Below are 17,281 nucleotides of genomic sequence, written 5' to 3'. Positions count from 1 at the left end.
CTTCCGCGCGCTCGCTTTTCCGATATACTCATACAAATAACTTTTCAAGGACGCATGGCGGGTCCGGGGCTGAATTCGTCGCCTATCGTGGAATCGATCTGGAAATGTCTATTTCGGTGTCGGGATTGTCGCCAGTCCTGCCTGTCCCGGCAAGATCGCAACCGATACCGCCCGATACCGCCATGATCGGGATCATCTCCCGCCGACCTGCCGACCCGGACCTTTTGTCCATCCGCTATGCTCTTGAAACCGGCGGTGTCGCGGCGCATGGAACGGCGATGACCGCTTCCGCATCCGTCCTCCGCTTCCCCACCGCCGCCGCGCCGCGCGCCATCGCCCGCTGGCTGCTCGCCGTGGCCATTCTGGTCTTCTGCATGGTGGTCGTGGGCGGCGTTACCCGCCTGACCGAATCCGGCCTGTCGATCACCCAATGGAAGCCGATCACCGGCGCCATCCCGCCGCTGACCCATGACCAGTGGATGGAGGCGTTCCGTCTCTACCAGCAGATCCCCGAATATCGGGAGATCAACCGCGGCATGACCCTGGGCGATTTCCAGTTCATCTTTTTCTGGGAATGGGCGCACCGGCTGCTGGGGCGGCTGATTGGCGTCGCCTTCGCGCTGCCGCTGATCTGGTTTGCATGGAAGCGGGCGATCCCGGCCGGCTATGGCTGGCGGCTGACCGCCTTGCTGGCGCTGGGCGGGTTGCAGGGGGCGATCGGCTGGTGGATGGTGGAATCGGGCCTGTCGGTGCGCACCGACGTCAGCCACTATCGGCTGGCGGTGCATCTGCTGACCGCGCTTTTCATCATGGGTGGCCTTATCTGGACCGCGCTCGACCTGCTGATGCTGGCGCGCCATCCGGCGGCGCGGCCGGCGCGGATGCGGCCTTTCGCGCTGGCGGCCTTGCTGACGCTGTTCGCGCAACTGCTGTTCGGCGCGTTCACCGCCGGGCTGGATGCGGGCTATGTCTCCAATACATGGCCGCTGATGAACGATCATCTGGTGCCGGAGGGGATCAGCTGGATGGGGTCGCTCTGGGCCACCGTCTCGTCCGATCCCTATCTGGTCCATTTCATCCATCGCTGGTGGGCCTGGGTGACGGCGGCGTTGCTGATCCTGCTGGCGCGGCGCGCGAAGAAGGCCGGGCAGCGCGGCGCGTCGATCGCGATCAACGCCACCGTCGGCACGCAAGTGCTGCTGGGCATCGCCACCGTCATCAGCGGCATCGCGCTACCGCTGGCGGTGCTGCATCAGGCGGTCGGCGCGCTGGTGGTGGCGTCGGCCGCCTGGGGCGCCCATGCCATCGGGCGGCGCCGCGCATGAGCGTGCCGGTGGCGATGACGATCGGGAGACTGACGCCCCTCCTGCTCGCCCTGGCGGCGCAACCGGCGGCGGCCGAACTTGTCCCCATCGCCTTCGCGCCGCCGGTCGGCCATGATCTTGTCTACCGCATCGACCAGAACCGGACCGTCGACGGGCAGAAAAGCCGGTTCAGCGCGACCCGCAGCCTGCGCTTCGAGCGGGTGGGCGACGCCTGGCTGCTCCATGCCGCGCTGCGCACCATCGACAGTGACGCGCCCGCCGCCGCCACCCAATCCTGGCGCGCGGCGCTGACCCCGCTGATCGGGGTGGAGATGGGGTTCCGCATCGATGCGAAGGGCAAGATCGTCGGGCTGGACGATATGGACCGGGTCTGGTCGTCGGTCGAACAGGGGCTGGCCAGGATGATGGAGGGCTTCGCGCCCGATTCCGCCCAATATCGCGCCGCCGGCGCGGTGCAGGCGCTTTTCGCCGGCCTGTCGTCGGAGGGGCGGCTGGCGCTGCTCGCCGGCGAATATCGGCCGCTGTTCCTCTTCGCCGGCGGGGAGGTGGAGGATGAGGCGGCGGGGCGCGGCGTGCGCACCGTGGCGGGATCGCCGCTGGGTCGGCCGGTGAATGTCGAGGGCGTATTGCGGCTGACGCAGCGCGAGGGCGACCGGTTCAGGCTGGAGGAGGCGCTGGCCGGGAACGGCGTGCAGGTGGCGGTGCGCTATGGCCTGTCGACGCGGACCGGCCTGGTCGAGCAGCAGACCCGCGACCTGACGCTGGGCGCGAAGACGCTGAGCGAAACGCGCGAACTGACGGAGAGCGACGCCGCCACCCGCTGACGCGGATCAGGGCGCGGTGGCCGCGTTGGCTGCCGGAGCGGTCGCGGCCGCCTCCGCCTCCCGCTTCGGTGCGAAGACCCGCAGGCTCGTGAGCAGCGTGTCGGCAATGCCCTGATATTGCTCGCTCAGCATTTCGGGATAGACGAAGGTCGCGGTGACGATCGATCCGTCGGGCTGGCGGAGCAGGCGCACGGCGACATTATTGCCTTCGCCGTCATTGGCCGTGCCGCGATATTCATTGTCGCCGACAAAGTCGCCATCGACCCCTTCGGCGCCGTTGCTGAGCGCCTCGACAATCTGCTGGAGCGTCTGGTCGCCTTCATTCTTCTGCCAGAAGACGCGGACATCGGCGCCCGCGCCGGGGTCTTGATAGACCACCCCCTCGGCATTGCTGGCGCCCTTGTCCATCACCCAGCCTTCGGGGAGGGTGACGGAAAAACCATGCTCGATATTCACATAGTTGCGGCTGTCGGGTGTTTCGTCCGACTTCTGGTTGGCGATGGCATTGGCGGCTGCGGCGTTGGCGGCTGCGGCCAGTTCCTCCTGGTTCGGCATGTCCGCCACCGGTTCGGTGCGGCCACAGGCGGCGAGCAGCAGGATGGGCAGGCAGGCGGCGAGGGGGACGTTCTTCATGCCCCGTCCAAAGCATAGGCGCGGGCAGATTTCAACGCCATAGCCCGTCAGGCGGCGCTGTCGATGCCCAGTTCGGCGAGCTTGCGGTAGAGCGTAGACCGGCCGATCCCCAGACGGCGGGCGACTTCGGTCATGCGTCCGCGATAATGACCGATGGCGAGGCGGATGACGTCGGCCTCGATTTCGGCGAGCTGGCGGACATGGCCGTCGACCTCGAACAGGGTGATGCCGGCGCCGTCGCGATGGGGCTGGCCGACCACGCGGGGGCGGGCGCCGATGCGGCCGGCGGTTTCCCCGATCCGGATCTGCGCCGCGATCTGCGGGAAATCCTGCGGCGTCAATGCATCGCCCTCGCACAGCACGGCGGCGCGGAAGAGGGCGTTCTGCAACTGGCGGACATTGCCCGGCCAGGGATGCTGCATCAGCAGCGAGAGCGCATCGTCGGTCAGGCCCAGGCTGCGCAGCCCTGGCTGGGTCGCGATGCGGGCGAGCAGGTGGCGGCAGAGCGCGGGAATGTCGCCCATCCGCTCGCGCAGCGGCGGGACGGTCAACTGGACGACGTTGAGGCGATAATAGAGATCCTCGCGGAATCGGCCCGCCTCGATCTCGTCTATCAGCCGCTTGTTGGTGGCGGCGATGACGCGCACGTCGACATGGACCGGGCGGCGCGCGCCGATCGGCTGCACTTCGCCGTCCTGGAGGACACGCAGCAGCTTGACCTGCGCGTCGAGCGGCATCTCGCTCACTTCGTCTAGGAAGATGGTGCCCATGTCGGCCGACACGAATTTGCCGACATGCCGGTCGAACGCGCCGGTGAAGGCGCCGCGTTCATGACCGAACAGTTCCGATTCGACCAGATTGTCGGGAATGGCGCCGCAATTGACCGTAATCATCGGCTGCTTGTGGCGGGGCGACGCGGCGTGGACGGCGCAGGCGATCACATCCTTGCCGACGCCGCTTTCCCCCTCGATCAGCATGGGGACGCGCGCGCGTGCCGCCTTGGCCGCGATGGCGAGCGCGGCGCGGAACAGCGGTGCGGAACCGACCACATCCTCGAAGGAGAGGGGAGCGGTGATCTTCTCGGTCAACGGGCGCAGTTCGCCGGCCGCGCCGCCTTCGGCCAGGGTCGCGTTGAGGGCGGCGAGCAGCCGGTCCGGGGCGATCGGCTTGGAAAGATAATCTGTCGCGCCCGCCCGCATGGCCTCGACCGCGTCGGCGACCTGATTATGGGCGGTCAGGACCAGCAGCGGGAGCGCGGGGCGCCGCGCGCGAATCTCGCGGATGAGGGAGGAGGGGTTGAAGTCGGGACTCCACTGGTCGAGGATGATGGCGTCGAGCCGCATCCCGTCCTGCGTGCCCAGCGTCGCTATCGCCGTCTCGCCGTCCTGTGCGAAGATGGTGCGCCATCCGGCGCGGGACGCCAGCGCCGAAACCAGCCGTCGCTGTGCCGGTTCGTCATCGATCAGCATCAGCATCGGTATGCCGTCGCGCGCCATCTTCACCCCTCAAGTGCAACAGGCGTCAATGGCTAACGCGCAGGGGTAAAGGCGTGCTTAACCGCGAAAGATTTTCTTGTCGGCCTTTGGGTTGAGGGGGGAAGGGCGACAGGATAAGAGGTGGGCCGCGAAGAGCACAGGAGGAGGAGCGAATATGTCGACTGAAGGACATATGAAAAGCGCGAACGAAACCTATCAGGGTTTCGTCGGCCTGATGAAATGGGGAACCGTCGCCAGCGTCATCGTTGCCGCCATCGTGGTGCTGCTGATTTCCAGCTGAGCGGAAGATCAGGATCAGGAGGGGGTGCGACGAATATGAAAATTGCGGTAGTGAAGGAACAGGCGGCGGGGGAACGGCGCGTCGCCGCGACGCCCGAAACCGTCAAGAAATTCAAGGCGCTGGGCGCCGAAGTGGCCGTGGAGGCCGGCGCCGGGCTGACGGCGTCGATCGCCGATGCAGACTATGCGGCCGCCGGCGCGACGGTGGCCGATCGCGGCGCGACGGTCGCCGGCGCGGACATCATATTGGGGGTGCAGGGTCCTGCACCCGACAGTCTGGCCGGCGCCCGGCCCGGCGCCTGGATTGCGGCCGGCCTCAATCCCTTTGGCGATCGCGCGCGCGTCGACGCCTATGCCGCCGCCGGATTCGAGGCGCTGGCGATGGAGTTCATGCCGCGCATCACCCGCGCCCAGTCGATGGATATTCTTTCGTCCCAGTCGAACCTGTCCGGTTACAAGGCGGTGCTCGACGCCGCCGCCGAATATGGCAAGGCTTTCCCGATGATGATGACGGCGGCCGGCACGGTGTCGGCGGCCAAGGCGTTCATCATGGGCGTCGGCGTCGCCGGCCTCCAGGCGATCGCCACCGCGCGGCGTCTGGGCGCGCAGGTGTCCGCCACCGACGTCCGCGCCGCGACCAAGGAGCAGATCGAATCGCTCGGCGCCAAGGCGATCTTCGTGGAGAAGGTCGCGGGCATCGAGGGCGAGGGCGCCGGCGGCTACGCCACCGAAATGTCCGACGAGTATAAGGCGGCGCAGGCGGAGTTGGTGTCGTCGCACATCGCCAAGCAGGACATCGTCATCACCACCGCGCTGATCCCCGGCCGTCCCGCGCCGCGGCTCATCACCGACGCGCAGATCGCGACGATGAAGCCGGGCAGCGTGATCGTCGACCTTGCGGTCGAGCAGGGCGGCAATGTCGAGGGCGCGGTCGCCGGCGAAGTGGTCGAGCGCCACGGCGTCAAGATCGTCGGCCACCGCAACGTGCCGTCGCGGCTGGCGGCGGACACTTCGGCGCTCTTCTCGCGCAACCTGTTCAACTTCCTGTCCGCCTTCTGGGACAAGGAAAAGAACGCGCCGGTGCTGGACGAGGAAATCGGCAACGCCATCCGCCTGACCCAGGGCGGCAAGGTAGTGAACGAACGGTTGCTGGCGGGGTGAGCATGAGGCTGGCTCCCATCCTCCCCTGTAAGGGGAGGGGGACCGCCGAAGGCGGTGGTGGGGTGTCACCCTATCAGGAGCGGGACACCCCTCCGTCTGGCCTGCGGCCAGCCACCTCCCCTTACAGGGGAGGATGAGAATGCTGCAAGGACAGGTAAACCGGGCGCGGCAGTTGCGAAAGGCGATGTCAAAGCCGGAAGTTCTGCTTTGGCAGGCTCTCCGTCAGCGGCCCGAGGGGTTGAAATTCCGCCGTCAGCATCCCTCCGGTCCCTATGTCGCAGACTTTTACTGTCACGAAGCGCGGCTGGTGATCGAGGTGGATGGCGAGGCGCATGATCGGGGTGATGCGCCGAAGCGGGACGAGCAACGTGACTTCTGGTTTGCGCAGCGGGGCTTCCATGTCCTGCGCATCCCAGCCGTCACGATCATCAATGATCTGGACAATGTCCTTGCCGGCATTCGTGCGAGGACGGGCGAGTTAATAGGGGAGGACTAGAATGGACTTCATCTCCATCCTGTCGATTTTCGTGCTGGCGTGTTTCGTCGGCTATTATGTGGTCTGGTCGGTGACGCCGGCGCTCCACACGCCGTTGATGGCGGTCACGAACGCGATTTCTTCGGTCATCATCGTCGGCGCGCTGGTCGCGTCGGCGGAGGCGGGCAGCATCGCCGCCAAGGTGCTGGGGCTGGTCGCGGTGGTCTTTGCATCGGTCAATATCTTCGGCGGCTTTGCGGTTACTGAGCGGATGCTCGCCATGTACAAGAAGAAGGAGCGCAAGTGATGCACGAGCTTGCTCCTGTCTCTCCCTTCGTGGCGCTGGCCTATCTGATCGCCGGCATCCTCTTCATCCTGGCGCTGCGCGGCCTGTCCAGCCCGGCCACCAGCCGGCGCGGCAACCGCATGGGCATGATCGGCATGGCCATCGCGGTCGTGACCACGCTCTACACCCATGATGTCGTCAGCCTGCCCGAAATCGTCGGCGCGATCATCGTGGGCGGCGGCATCGGCTTCCTGATCGCCCGGCGGATCGCGATGACGGCGATGCCGCAGCTGGTCGCCGCCTTCCACAGCCTGGTCGGCATGGCCGCCGTGCTGGTCGGCGCGGCCGCCTATCTCAATCCCGGCGCTTTCGGCATCGGAATGGGTGTGCGATTCTCCGATTGCCTCGGTCCTCACGGCGGGATCGTAGGTTGTGGCCGAGACGAATGGATTAACCCTCTTAGTGCTATCGAGATGGGGCTAGGCGTAGCGATCGGTGCAATCACCTTCTCGGGTTCGGTAATCGCGTTTCTCAAATTGAATGGCAATATGTCGGGCAAGCCAATCATGCTGCCGTTGCGCCATGTCATAAATCTGGGGACTTTGTTTGCGATTTTAGGACTGATCGCGGTTTTCGCGGGAGGTTTTCAACCACATTGGCTGTTCTGGACGGTTATCGCCATGTCCTTCATCATCGGCTTCCTGCTGATCATCCCGATCGGCGGCGCGGACATGCCGGTCGTGGTGTCGATGCTGAACAGCTATTCCGGCTGGGCGGCGGCGGCCATGGGCTTCACCCTGGGCAATACCGCGATGATCATCACCGGCGCGCTGGTGGGGTCTTCGGGTGCGATCCTGTCCTACATCATGTGCAAGGCGATGAACCGCAGCTTCATCAGCGTGATCGCCGGCGGCTTTGGCGCCGAATCCGGCCCATCCGGCGGCGGCGCGGCGGCGGTCGACCGCCCCTACAAGCGCGGGTCGGCCGAGGACGCGGCCTTCCTGATGAAGCAGGCGGACAGCGTCATCATCGTGCCGGGCTACGGCATGGCGGTCAGCCAGGCACAGCACGCGCTGCGCGAGATGGGCGACCTGCTCAAGAAGGAAGGCGTCAGCGTCAAATATGCGATCCATCCGGTCGCAGGCCGTATGCCCGGCCATATGAACGTGCTGCTGGCCGAAGCCAACGTCCCCTATGACGAGGTGTTCGAGCTGGAGGATATCAACAGCGAGTTCGGCCAGGCCGACGTCGCCTTCGTCATCGGCGCGAACGACGTCACCAACCCGGCGGCCAAGACCGACAAGACGTCGCCCATCTACGGTATGCCGATCCTGGACGTCGCCAACGCCAAGTCGGTGCTGTTCGTGAAACGCTCCATGGGCGGCGCGGGCTATGCCGGCGTCGACAATGAGGTGTTCTACATGGACAACACCATGATGCTGCTGGCCGACGCCAAGAAGATGGTCGAGGAAATCGTCAAGGGGCTTGCCCACTAAACGATGGGCGGACCCAACTTCCGTTCGCCCTGAGCTTGTCGAAGGGCTGTTCTTCCTTAAAAGGGAAAGGACGGGGCTTCGACAAGCTCAGCCCGAACGGGGTTGGGTGACTTTTCAATTGCCCCGGCAAACGGGAGCGATATGCACAAACTCGGCCTGATCGGCGGTCTTAGTTGGACCTCCACCGCCCGCTATTATGAGATCATCAACAAGGCGGTGCATCGTGCCAAGGGGGGCCAGCACAGCGCGCCGCTGCTGATCGACAGCCTGGACTTCGCCTCCGTCGCGGGCTGCACGACCGAAGAGGATTGGGATGCGGCCACCGTCCATCTGATCGACGCGGCGCGGCGGCTGGAGACGGCGGGCGCGGGCGCGCTGCTGATCTGCGCCAATTCGATGCACCGCGTCTACGATCAGGTGCAGGGCGCGGTCGGCATCCCCATCCTCCACATCGCCGAGCGCGTCGGCAAGAAGATGCAGGCCGACGGCGTGGAAAAGGCGGCGCTGATCGGCACGCGCAACGTGATGACGGAAAAATTCTATCGCCAGCGGCTGGTGTCGCACGGCGTCTCGCTGTTGCCCGCCGACATGGAACTGGCCGAACGGATCGACCGCATCGTCTATGACGAACTGACCGTGGGCAAGATCAGCCGCGAATCCGAGCGTTACATGAAGTCGGAACTGACCGACATCGCCAAGCAGAATGTGCAGGCGGTGGTGCTGGCCTGCACCGAGCTGGAACTGATCGTCGATGTGAAGGCCAATGTCCTGCCCATCTACGACTGCACCAGCATCCACGCCAATGCGGGGGTAGAGTTCATATTGGGATGAGGGCTTGGCGGCGGCGATCGATCGCAGCGCCGCCCCGCATCACAGGAAGGCGCCGCCCTTCATGATCCGCCGCGCGCGGCCCTGCACCGGCACCTTGTCGAACGGGGTGTTGCCGGCCGCCGCCGCCATCCTGGCCGAATCCACGATCCAGGGCGCGTCGGGATCGACGAAGATCAGGTCGGCGGCGCTTCCGGCGGCGAAGCTGCCCGCATCGACGCCCAATATCCGCGCCGGATTGGCGGAGAGCAAAGTCATCAGGCGATTGATCGTCACCTGACCTTCGCGCACCAGATTGAGCGAGAGGGCGAGCAGCGTTTCCGCGCCCGCCATGCCCGGCGCCGCGTCGGCGAAGGGGAGGCGCTTGTCCTCCGGCCCGCGCGGATCATGGCTGGAGGTGATGACGTCGATGGTCCCGTCGGCAACCGCGGCGAGGCTGGCCTGCCGATCGTTCTCCGATCGCAGCGGCGGGGAAAGGCGGGCGAAAGTGCGGAAATCCGTCGCCGCCTGGTCGTTGAGGAACAGATAGGCCGGGCTGATGCCGCAGGTCACGTTCAGCCCTTCCGCCTTGGCGGCGCGGATCAGGTCGAAGCCCGCTCTGGTCGTCACCAGCCGGAAATGGATCGACGCGCCGGTTTCGCGCACCAGCATGATGTCGCGCGCGATCGCCATCGCTTCGGCGCAGGCCGGAGCGTGGGGCAGGCCCAGCCGGGTCGCCGTTTCGCCGCTGGTCGCCACCGCCTTGGCGGTCAGGCCGCCATCCTCGGCATGGGCGATCAGGGTGAGGCCCAGCCCGCTGGCATAGGACAGCACGCGCAGCATCACGCCCGAATCGGCGATCCACTGGCGGCCGGTGCCCACGGCCTTTGCGCCTGCCGCCTGCATCAGGCCCATTTCGGCCATTTCCGCGCCCTTGAGGCCGCGCGTGGCCGCCGCGATCGGATGGACCCAGAAATCGGGCTTGCCCGCGCGCGTCGCCTCGCGGATCAGGCCGACCTCGTCCAGCGGGGCGCGCTGGTCGGGCATCAGCGCCGCGCGGGTGATGCCGCCGAAATGAAAGGCCGGCTTATCGGTGGCGAAGACTCCCAGGTCGACAAGCCCCGGCGCGACCACCAGCCCCTGCGCATCGACGGTTTCGGCGTCTGCGGGGATGTCGACCTGTCCGGCAGCGACGATCCTGTCGCCCTCGATCAGCACGGTGCCGGGGGAGAGGCTGTCCGCTGCGGGATCGGCCAGCCTGCCGTTGATGATCGCGATTTTAGTCATACGGCGTTCCCCGGCAAAACAACGTCTCCATCGGTCGGGATGCTCAAGCCCATCCCTCCACGCCGCGCGCGCCGCGCGTCAGCACATCCAGGCACGCCATGCGCACCGCCACGCCCATCGCCACCTGCTCGGTGATCGCCGAACGGTCGGGATGATCGGCGACGGTGCTGGTGATTTCGACGCCCCGGTTCATCGGACCGGGATGCATCACCAGCGCGTCGGGCTTGGCGATGGCGAGCCGCTCCGGTGTCAGGCCGTATAGCGCATGATATTCGCGCGGGGAGGGGATGAAGGCCCCGTCCATCCGCTCATTCTGCAGGCGCAGCATCATCACCACGTCGGCGCCGTCCAGCCCTTCGTCCATGCGCGTATAGGGCGTGGCGCCCAGCATCTCGACCTCGGGCGGCAGCAGCGTGGGCGGCGCGACCGCGCGCACCTGTGCGCCCAATGCGGCGAGACAGAGCATGTTGGAGCGGGCAACGCGGCTGTGCAGCACATCGCCGCAAATGGCGACCACCAGTCCCTCGAACCCGCCCTTGCGGCGGCGGATGGTCAGCGCGTCGAGCAGCGCCTGCGTCGGATGCTGGTGCCAGCCGTCGCCGGCGTTCAGCACCGGGCAGTCCACCTTGTCCGCGATCAGCGCCACCGCGCCCGAACTGGCGTGGCGGATGACGATGACGTCGGCGGCCATGGCGTTCAATGTCATGGCGGTGTCGATCAGCGTCTCGCCCTTCTTCACGCTGGACTGGCCGGCGTGCATGTTGACGACGTCCGCGCCCAGCCGCTTGCCGGCGATTTCGAACGACAGCAAGGTGCGCGTGCTATTCTCGAAAAAGGCGTTGATCTGCGTCATGCCCGCCAGCCGGCCGTCATGCTTGCGCGCCTGGCCCTTGTTCGCCTGCGCCCAATGTTCCGCCTCATCGAGCAGGAAGCGGATTTCCCATGGTTTGAGGTCGGCGATCGACAGCAGATGCCGATGCGGGAACAGTGCCCGCCCGGTCAGTTCAGGCCCGGAGGACTGGGGGAGGGCGTCGGGAATGAAAATGTCGGGCATGAACCGACCCTCTAGAGCGATTTCCGACAGGATGGAACATCTCACGGCCGGGACGTCGCGATAAAAAGCGGGCGGCCCGTTATAGAGTGGCCAGGATATTTTCGTAGACCGGTTGCTCCAGCGCCATGCCGGCGCCGTTCGCGACGCAGATGAGCGGCGTGTCCGCGATCCTGACCGGCAGGCCGGTGGCGTCGACCAGCGCTTCGTCCAGCCGGTGGAGCAGGGCGCCGCCACCCGACAGCGTGATCCCTTCATCGATGATGTCGGCCGACAATTCGGGCGGCGTCTGCTCCAGCGCGGCGCGGACGGCGGCCGTGATGTGACTGACCGGCTCCGCCAGCGCGCCCGCGATCTCGGCTTCCGTAATCGATATTTCGGCGGGCCGCCCGTTGACGAGATCGCGGCCCTTCACGACGATCCGCTCTCCCTCTCCGTCAGGCGGCGTCGCCGCGCCGATCTGGAACTTGACCCGTTCGGACGTGGCTTCGCCGATCAGCAGATTATGGGCGCGCCGGATATAGGATGCGATGGCGTCGTCCATCCGGTCGCCGCCGATGCGCGCCGATCCGCTATAGGCGATGCCGCTCAGCGACAGAACGGCGACTTCAGTCGTCCCGCCGCCGATATCGACGATCATGGCGCCTCTGGGCTCGGTGACGGGAAGTCCCGCGCCGATCGCCGCGGCCAGCGGTTCCTCGATCAAGCGCACGCTCGATGCCCCCGCATTGGACGCGGCGTCGCGAAGGGCGCGTCGCTCCACCATCGTCGCCCCCGACGGCACGCAGATGACGATGGCGTGCCGCCGGCCATAGCGGCCGCCGCTCAGCGCCTTGCCCACAAAGTGCCGGATCATCTGCTCGGCAATGTCGAGATCGGCGATCACGCCGTCGCGCAAGGGACGGATCGCCTCGATGCCGGAGGGCGTCTTGCCCATCATCAGCTTGGCTTCGTTGCCGACCACCTTCACCCGGCGAACGCCCTGCCGCGTTTCCAGCGCAACCACCGATGGCTCGTTGAGCACCACCCCGCGATCACGGACGTAGATGACCGTATTGACCGTACCCAGATCGATGGCCATGTCGCCGGCAGTGGAAGACAGAAAACGGGGAAGTCTCATAGAGGCGGCGAACTCGTCCTTTGCAAAGCCGCGCCCTGCATGGCCCAGGTCTGCAGAAGAAGGATGCTGCGATAGAACGGCCCTGTGATCGGACGGGGCGCAGACCGCAGATTCCTCCGGCTGACGGCGATTCCGGCATGATGAGCCGAACAGGTCCATTCAAATCGCGACAATGACCGCGTCAATCGCTTTCGAGAAAAGGGGGATGCCGCCGGGACAGGCTCTTGGCGAGAGGGCGGAATGCGGTAAGGCGATGCAGTTCCAGAATGCAAGGAAGCAATATGCCCAGCCCACTTTCCCGCCGCCATGCCCTCGCCCTGCTGTCCGGCGGCGTCGCCATGGGATGGGCGGGACGCGCCATGACGATGGAGCGAGCGCGGCGGCCCTTTTTCATGGATGGCCTCAGTTTCCTCCCCGACGATCTGGCGCAACTGTCGACGGCGCATCTGGACGGGATCATCTGCGACATTTCGGAGATTGAGGAAGTCCGCGACGCGAACGGGACGCCCCGCTACCTGCGCACCTATGCCAAGTGCAGCGCGGCGCTCGACCGGGTGGTGGCCCGGCTGCGCGACAGCAACGCCGCCTATGTCGCGCTGAAGGGATCGGACATCGGCAGCCGGCCGGGCTGCGCCATCTTCCTGCAATTCCAGTCCTGCGAGCCGGTCGGTGCCGACCTGTCGCGCCTTGCCGATTTCCACACGCGGGGCCTGCGCGTGCTGCAATTCACCCATCATAACGACAATCTCTTCGCCGGAGGCGCGATCGAGCCGCGCTGGAGTGGCCTGACGCCGCTGGGCGTGGAGGGGCTGGCGGAGATGAACAGGCTGCGCATCATCCCCGATGTGTCGCATGGATCGGAGCCGACCATGCTGGAAGCGGCGCGGCGCAGCACCACGCCGATCCTGCTGTCGCATGGCGCCTGCAAGGCGATCGTCGACCATCCCCGCTGCGCATCCGACACGGTGATCCGGGCGATCGCCGATCGCGGGGGGATGATGGGCATCTTCATGATGAGCTTCTGGCTGACCCGCGACGCGGCGCCCACCACCGATCATCTGATCGCCCAGATCCGCCATGTCATCCGCGTCGGGGGCATCGACGCGGTCGGCATTTCCAATGATTTCCCGATCGGCGGCCAGGAAAATCTGGTGAAGCTGCACAATGACAATGCGGAGGGCGTGAAGGAATATCTGGAATGGTGGCGCGCCATGGACAAGCTGGGCATTCCCGGTTTCGCGCAGGACCCACAGCATGTTGTGATCCCGGCGCTCAACGACATGCACCGGATGGACAGCATCGCCGCCGCGCTTGAAAAGGCGCGCTTTAACGGGCGCGAGATCGACAGGATCATGGGCGGCAACTGGCGGCGGGTCATGACCGAGGTGCTGGGCTGACCCGGCCGGGACAAGAAAAAGGGGGCGCTCCGCAAGGAACGCCCCCTTTTTTGGCTGTTGACGGCGGTCCGGCCGAAGCCGGCGCCGCGTTGTCGATCAGAAGCGGAAGTCCACGCCCGCATAGAACATGCGACCATAAAGGTCGTAGGTATTGGCCGACGTCTGCGTGCCGGGGAAGGTGACGACATTGGTGTCGCCGAAGATCGGCGGCTTCTTGTCGAAGACATTGTCGACGCCGAAATACAGCTCGTAGGTCTTCTCCTTGTCGAGGCCGACGCGCAGCTGGGCGTCATGATACCAGAAGGCGCCGGTGCTGATCGGTGCTGGCTTGGTCAGATCGTCCTTCACGCTGCTCATATAGTTGACACGCCAGTTGAGCGAGACATTCTCCAGCGAGAAGGTCGCCGAGACATTAAACTTGTCGCGGAAACCGGTGCCCAGGCGGCCGCAGCTGTAACAATCAAGCTGGCCCACTTCCTTCTGCGTCGGACCGCCGGGGAAGGAGGTTTGCTGCTGCTTGAGCAGGTGGGTCCAGTAACCGCTCAGGTCCAGCTTGCCGGTCTCGCCGATGTTCATGCTGTAGCGGATCTGGGTATCGATGCCCGACACGAGGAAGGAGCCTGTGTTGAGATTGAAGGCGTCGACCTGCGTCACCCGGCCGCTGGTGTCGCGCGTGATGTTGTTGCAGAACAGATCCTCGCCACCGCCGGTGAGGCATTCGTCAAGCGACGTTTGCTGGCCGATGATGCCGACCGCGTTCTGAACCTTGATCCGGTAATAGTCGACGGTGACGCTAAGGTTCGGGATGAAGCTCGGCGTCAGCACCGCGCCCAGGGTCAGCGTCTTGGCGGTTTCTTCCCGTAGGTCCGTATTGCCGCCGATAAAGCCGTTGATGGTCTGGATCTGCGCGGTCGTGTAGACAAAGCCGCCATTGGCCGCCGCCGCCGCGATCGCCGGGTTGGCGGCGCAGGCGGCCGGCAGCGGTGCCAGCGTGCCGTCCCAATCATCACCGTCGCCGCTGGCCTGATCGCACGGATCGACGACGGCGGGGAAGGTTTCGCTCCGCGCCGAATAAAGTTCGCTGATGCTCGGCGCGCGGGTTGCTTCCGAATAGATGCCGCGGAAACGGATATCGCGCACGGGCGCCCATTCGCCGCCGGCCTTCCAGCTCCACACACCGCCGACGGTCGAATAATCGGCATAGCGCACTGCGCCCTCCAGGCCCAGATAATGGAAGAAGGGGCGTTCCGACAGGATCGGGGCGACGACTTCGATGAAGCCTTCCTTCACATTATATTTGCCGCGCGTATCCGACAGCAGGTTGCCCAGTGTGTCGCCATTGTTGGTGGCCTCGTCGAAATTCTCCGAGCTGGATTCGCGGCGATATTCGAAACCGGTCGCGAAGCTGAGCGCCCCGCCCGGCAATTCGAACACGTCGCCCGTGATGGTGGCCGAGAAAACATCCTGCTTGACGCGGGCGTCATAGGTCAAGCGCTGGCCGCCATTGGTGACATAGTCGGCGGCCGCGGCCGAAACCGTGTTGAAGCCGAAGATGTTGAGCGGGGCGCAGGCCGCATCGTCATTGGTCGGATCGGTATCGACATTGATCGAGCAGACCGGGCCGTTGGGGCCGTTCACCACGTTCAGGGCGTTGCGATAGTTCGGGGCCAGGATGGTGCCGGAGGATGTCTTGTCCTTGGTTTCGCCGTGGGTGTAATAAAGTTCCCACTTGAACTTCTCGGCCAGCGTGCCGCGGGCGCCGCCGACCACGCGCCAGGTGTCGCGATCGTTGCGGTTGCTGCGGTCGAAAATATCGTTCGAACGGCGGCGGAATTGCAGGGCCGTAAGGCCTTGGGCAATCATCGCATCGCGGATCTGCTGCGGGATGAACGGGTTGTTGATCGGAATGCCGGCATAAGGCGTGCCGTCAGCATTGGTCAGGTCGGTATCGCCGACCGCCAGCGGCTCCAGGCTGGAACGCGACTTGCTCTTGGCATATTCGAATTCGCCGAACAACTCGACATTGTCCGAAACCTCATATTTTGCGAGGCCCGAAACCAGATAGCGCTCCACCGGCACACCGAGATAGCGGTCATTGTTGCGGTTATAGCCGTCAATATTGGCGCCTTTATAATTCTTCAGGTTGTTCGCCTGATCGAAGGTGAAGGTGCTCGCGCCGGGAGCAAAGGCGGTCCTTGGGTCCGCGCTTGTGTTGAAGAGACCCTGAGCGAACGAGCTGCGGCTGGGTATGTCGTTGGCCGAGAAGCTGCGGTTGCGCGAACGCAGGCCGTTATCCTTGTCATAGCTTCCGTTGATCACGATGTGGCCGCGGCCATCGGCGAAGGCGGTGCCGCCGGTGACGGTCGCCAGATAGCGGCCGGCATCGCCGCGGCTGCTCAGCGTGTTCTGGCCGTGGAAACGCAGTCCCTGGAATTCGTCATCGAGGATGAAGTTGACGACGCCCGCGATCGCTTCCGATCCGCAGACTGCCGAAGCGCCGCCGGTCACGACCTGGACTTCATTGATGAGGTCGGTCGGAATGGTGTTCAGGTCGACGACCGAGGTGCCGGGCAGGCCCGCGACGAAGCGGCGGCCATTGACCAGCACCAATGTGCGCGACGAACCGAGGTTGCGCAGATTGACGGTCGCCTGGCCGTTGCCCGTAGTCGAGAAGTTGGACGAGGTGCGGCTGAAATTCTGGCCGACGGCAGGCAGTTCGGCGAGCACGTCCTAAATATTTGCGGCGCCGGTCTGCTGGATCTTTTCCTGCGACACGACGGCGACGGGCACCGATGCGCTGAGGTCTGGACGCGCGATGCGCGATCCGGTGACGATGATGGTTTCAGCACCGGCATCGCTTTCGGCGCCTTGGGCTTCCTGCGCCCAGGCGGGCGCCGCAGCCGCGGCCGCACCCAGGATTAACGAGGCGACGCCACAACGCAGCGCGTTCATTTTCCCGCTGTTGTTCAAAATTCCAGGTCCCCTGCTTGTCGCATTCGAGGCGCTTGTCCGGTGCGTCCATCCGAATGGCGGTCAACATATCCCCTCCCGACCCGCCGTTGACGGCCGTGCGGAAGAAGGCCAGCCTGCCGCGCTGCTGCACATCTGTAAAGAATATGCGGAGCGCCGCGGTGACATTTCATGTGCGGGTGTTACAGCATTGCAACAACGAGGCCACAAACGGCCTGGAATCTCGAAATTCTGGGTTTTTGCATCGTTCAGTCCGGCCTTGAAAACGCCTATTGACTCTTAAATCTACATATGTTGGATTTGGTCATGGCCCGAAAGCGACAACCCTCCAGGCAGATGCGCGCCCTCCTCGACATCCTGTCCGGGCAGCACGACCGGTGGCGGCATGGATATGATCTCATGAAGGAGACCGGCCTTTCGTCTGGAACGCTTTACCCCTTGTTGATGCGAATGACGGAGCAGGGGCTGGTCGAGGCGGAGTGGCACGAGCCGGCGCGGCCTGGCCGGCCGGCACGCCATGCCTATCGGTTGACTGCCGCCGGCCTTTCGCTCGCACTGGAAATGCCCAGCGGTCGCGGCGCTTTCTCTTCCAAGGAGGCGCTCGCATGAAGACCGCCATGGCACGCATCGCAATGTCTCTGGCAGCAGGATGTTTGGGCGAGCGTCGTCGAGAA

The 17,281-nt window shown here is 65.2% G+C and carries 17 protein-coding genes; 10 read left to right on the top strand and 7 right to left on the bottom strand.

Annotated elements, in window-relative coordinates; genetic code table 11:
• Positions 1-278 precede the first annotated feature (278 nt).
• Both AC58EF_RS02825 and AC58EF_RS02820 read left to right on the top strand, forming a co-directional pair.
• Positions 279-1,325 (top strand): COX15/CtaA family protein, encoded by a 1,047-nt coding sequence (locus AC58EF_RS02825; protein ID WP_497274955.1) that lies wholly within the window; start codon positions 279-281, stop codon positions 1,323-1,325.
• Positions 1,322-2,149 carry a hypothetical protein gene (locus AC58EF_RS02820; RefSeq protein ID WP_497274328.1) on the top strand — a complete coding sequence of 276 codons (828 nt, stop codon included), beginning with the start codon at positions 1,322-1,324 and terminating at the stop codon, positions 2,147-2,149. The genes AC58EF_RS02825 and AC58EF_RS02820 overlap by 4 nt, the downstream gene beginning before the upstream one ends.
• Before the next feature lie 6 nt (positions 2,150-2,155).
• On the opposite strand, the gene AC58EF_RS02815 is transcribed toward AC58EF_RS02820, so the two are convergent.
• Together AC58EF_RS02815 and AC58EF_RS02810 are read right to left on the bottom strand one after the other, a co-directional pair.
• Positions 2,156-2,782, bottom strand: coding sequence for a hypothetical protein (locus tag AC58EF_RS02815; RefSeq protein ID WP_497274326.1), 627 nt, complete (start codon positions 2,780-2,782; stop codon positions 2,156-2,158).
• Between the two features lie 47 nt (positions 2,783-2,829).
• The gene (locus AC58EF_RS02810) at positions 2,830-4,278 is read right to left on the bottom strand and encodes a sigma-54-dependent transcriptional regulator (RefSeq protein ID WP_497274324.1); all 1,449 of its coding nucleotides are present in this window, start codon (positions 4,276-4,278) and stop codon (positions 2,830-2,832) included.
• A 154-nt stretch (positions 4,279-4,432) separates the two neighbouring features.
• Here AC58EF_RS02810 and AC58EF_RS02805 point away from each other — a divergent pair, with 154 nt between their 5' ends.
• From AC58EF_RS02805 to AC58EF_RS02780, 6 genes are all read left to right on the top strand, one after another.
• Positions 4,433-4,558 carry an aa3-type cytochrome c oxidase subunit IV gene (locus tag AC58EF_RS02805; protein ID WP_497274323.1) on the top strand — a complete coding sequence of 42 codons (126 nt, stop codon included), beginning with the start codon at positions 4,433-4,435 and terminating at the stop codon, positions 4,556-4,558.
• A 35-nt stretch (positions 4,559-4,593) separates the two neighbouring features.
• On the top strand, positions 4,594-5,718 hold the full coding sequence (locus AC58EF_RS02800; RefSeq protein WP_497274321.1) for an NAD(P) transhydrogenase subunit alpha: 1,125 nt from the start codon (positions 4,594-4,596) through the stop codon (positions 5,716-5,718).
• A 139-nt stretch (positions 5,719-5,857) separates the two neighbouring features.
• Positions 5,858-6,214 carry an endonuclease domain-containing protein gene (locus tag AC58EF_RS02795; protein WP_497274319.1) on the top strand — a complete coding sequence of 119 codons (357 nt, stop codon included), beginning with the start codon at positions 5,858-5,860 and terminating at the stop codon, positions 6,212-6,214.
• Position 6,215: 1 nt separating this feature from the next.
• The gene (locus AC58EF_RS02790) at positions 6,216-6,500 is read left to right on the top strand and encodes an NAD(P) transhydrogenase subunit alpha part 2 (protein WP_066857938.1); all 285 of its coding nucleotides are present in this window, start codon (positions 6,216-6,218) and stop codon (positions 6,498-6,500) included.
• A complete protein-coding gene (locus AC58EF_RS02785) occupies positions 6,500-7,975 on the top strand; it encodes an NAD(P)(+) transhydrogenase (Re/Si-specific) subunit beta (protein ID WP_497274317.1) in 1,476 nt (491 codons plus the stop codon). Before AC58EF_RS02790 ends, AC58EF_RS02785 begins: the two co-directional genes overlap by 1 nt.
• 141 nt (positions 7,976-8,116) lie before the next feature.
• The gene (locus tag AC58EF_RS02780) at positions 8,117-8,806 is read left to right on the top strand and encodes an aspartate/glutamate racemase family protein (RefSeq protein WP_497274315.1); all 690 of its coding nucleotides are present in this window, start codon (positions 8,117-8,119) and stop codon (positions 8,804-8,806) included.
• A gap of 39 nt (positions 8,807-8,845) precedes the next feature.
• Here the strand turns inward: AC58EF_RS02780 and AC58EF_RS02775 are convergent, their stop codons facing one another.
• The 3 genes from AC58EF_RS02775 to AC58EF_RS02765 form a co-directional block, all read right to left on the bottom strand.
• Positions 8,846-10,069, bottom strand: a complete 1,224-nt coding sequence (locus AC58EF_RS02775) for a dihydroorotase (protein ID WP_497274314.1) — start codon at positions 10,067-10,069, stop codon at positions 8,846-8,848.
• A 43-nt stretch (positions 10,070-10,112) separates the two neighbouring features.
• Positions 10,113-11,123, bottom strand: a complete 1,011-nt coding sequence (locus tag AC58EF_RS02770; protein WP_497274312.1) for an aspartate carbamoyltransferase catalytic subunit — start codon at positions 11,121-11,123, stop codon at positions 10,113-10,115.
• Between the two features lie 79 nt (positions 11,124-11,202).
• On the bottom strand, positions 11,203-12,240 hold the full coding sequence (locus AC58EF_RS02765) for a rod shape-determining protein (protein ID WP_497274310.1): 1,038 nt from the start codon (positions 12,238-12,240) through the stop codon (positions 11,203-11,205).
• Positions 12,241-12,521: 281 nt separating this feature from the next.
• On the opposite strand from AC58EF_RS02765, the gene AC58EF_RS02760 reads away from it, so the two are divergent.
• Complete coding sequence (locus tag AC58EF_RS02760; RefSeq protein ID WP_497274309.1) at positions 12,522-13,637, top strand: membrane dipeptidase; 1,116 nt, start codon at positions 12,522-12,524, stop codon at positions 13,635-13,637.
• A gap of 96 nt (positions 13,638-13,733) precedes the next feature.
• On the opposite strand, the gene AC58EF_RS02755 is transcribed toward AC58EF_RS02760, so the two are convergent.
• On the bottom strand, positions 13,734-16,364 hold the full coding sequence (locus AC58EF_RS02755) for a TonB-dependent receptor domain-containing protein (protein WP_497274308.1): 2,631 nt from the start codon (positions 16,362-16,364) through the stop codon (positions 13,734-13,736).
• A gap of 3 nt (positions 16,365-16,367) precedes the next feature.
• On the bottom strand, positions 16,368-16,589 hold the full coding sequence (locus AC58EF_RS02750; protein WP_497274306.1) for a hypothetical protein: 222 nt from the start codon (positions 16,587-16,589) through the stop codon (positions 16,368-16,370).
• A gap of 354 nt (positions 16,590-16,943) precedes the next feature.
• Here AC58EF_RS02750 and AC58EF_RS02745 point away from each other — a divergent pair, with 354 nt between their 5' ends.
• Positions 16,944-17,216, top strand: a complete 273-nt coding sequence (locus AC58EF_RS02745; RefSeq protein ID WP_497274304.1) for a PadR family transcriptional regulator — start codon at positions 16,944-16,946, stop codon at positions 17,214-17,216.
• The last annotated feature ends 65 nt before the right edge of the window (positions 17,217-17,281 follow it).

Source organism: Sphingobium sp. WR1 (assembly GCF_059693745.1).
Note: the sequence above shows the minus strand (reverse complement) of the source record. Positions and strands in the feature narration are given on the sequence as shown.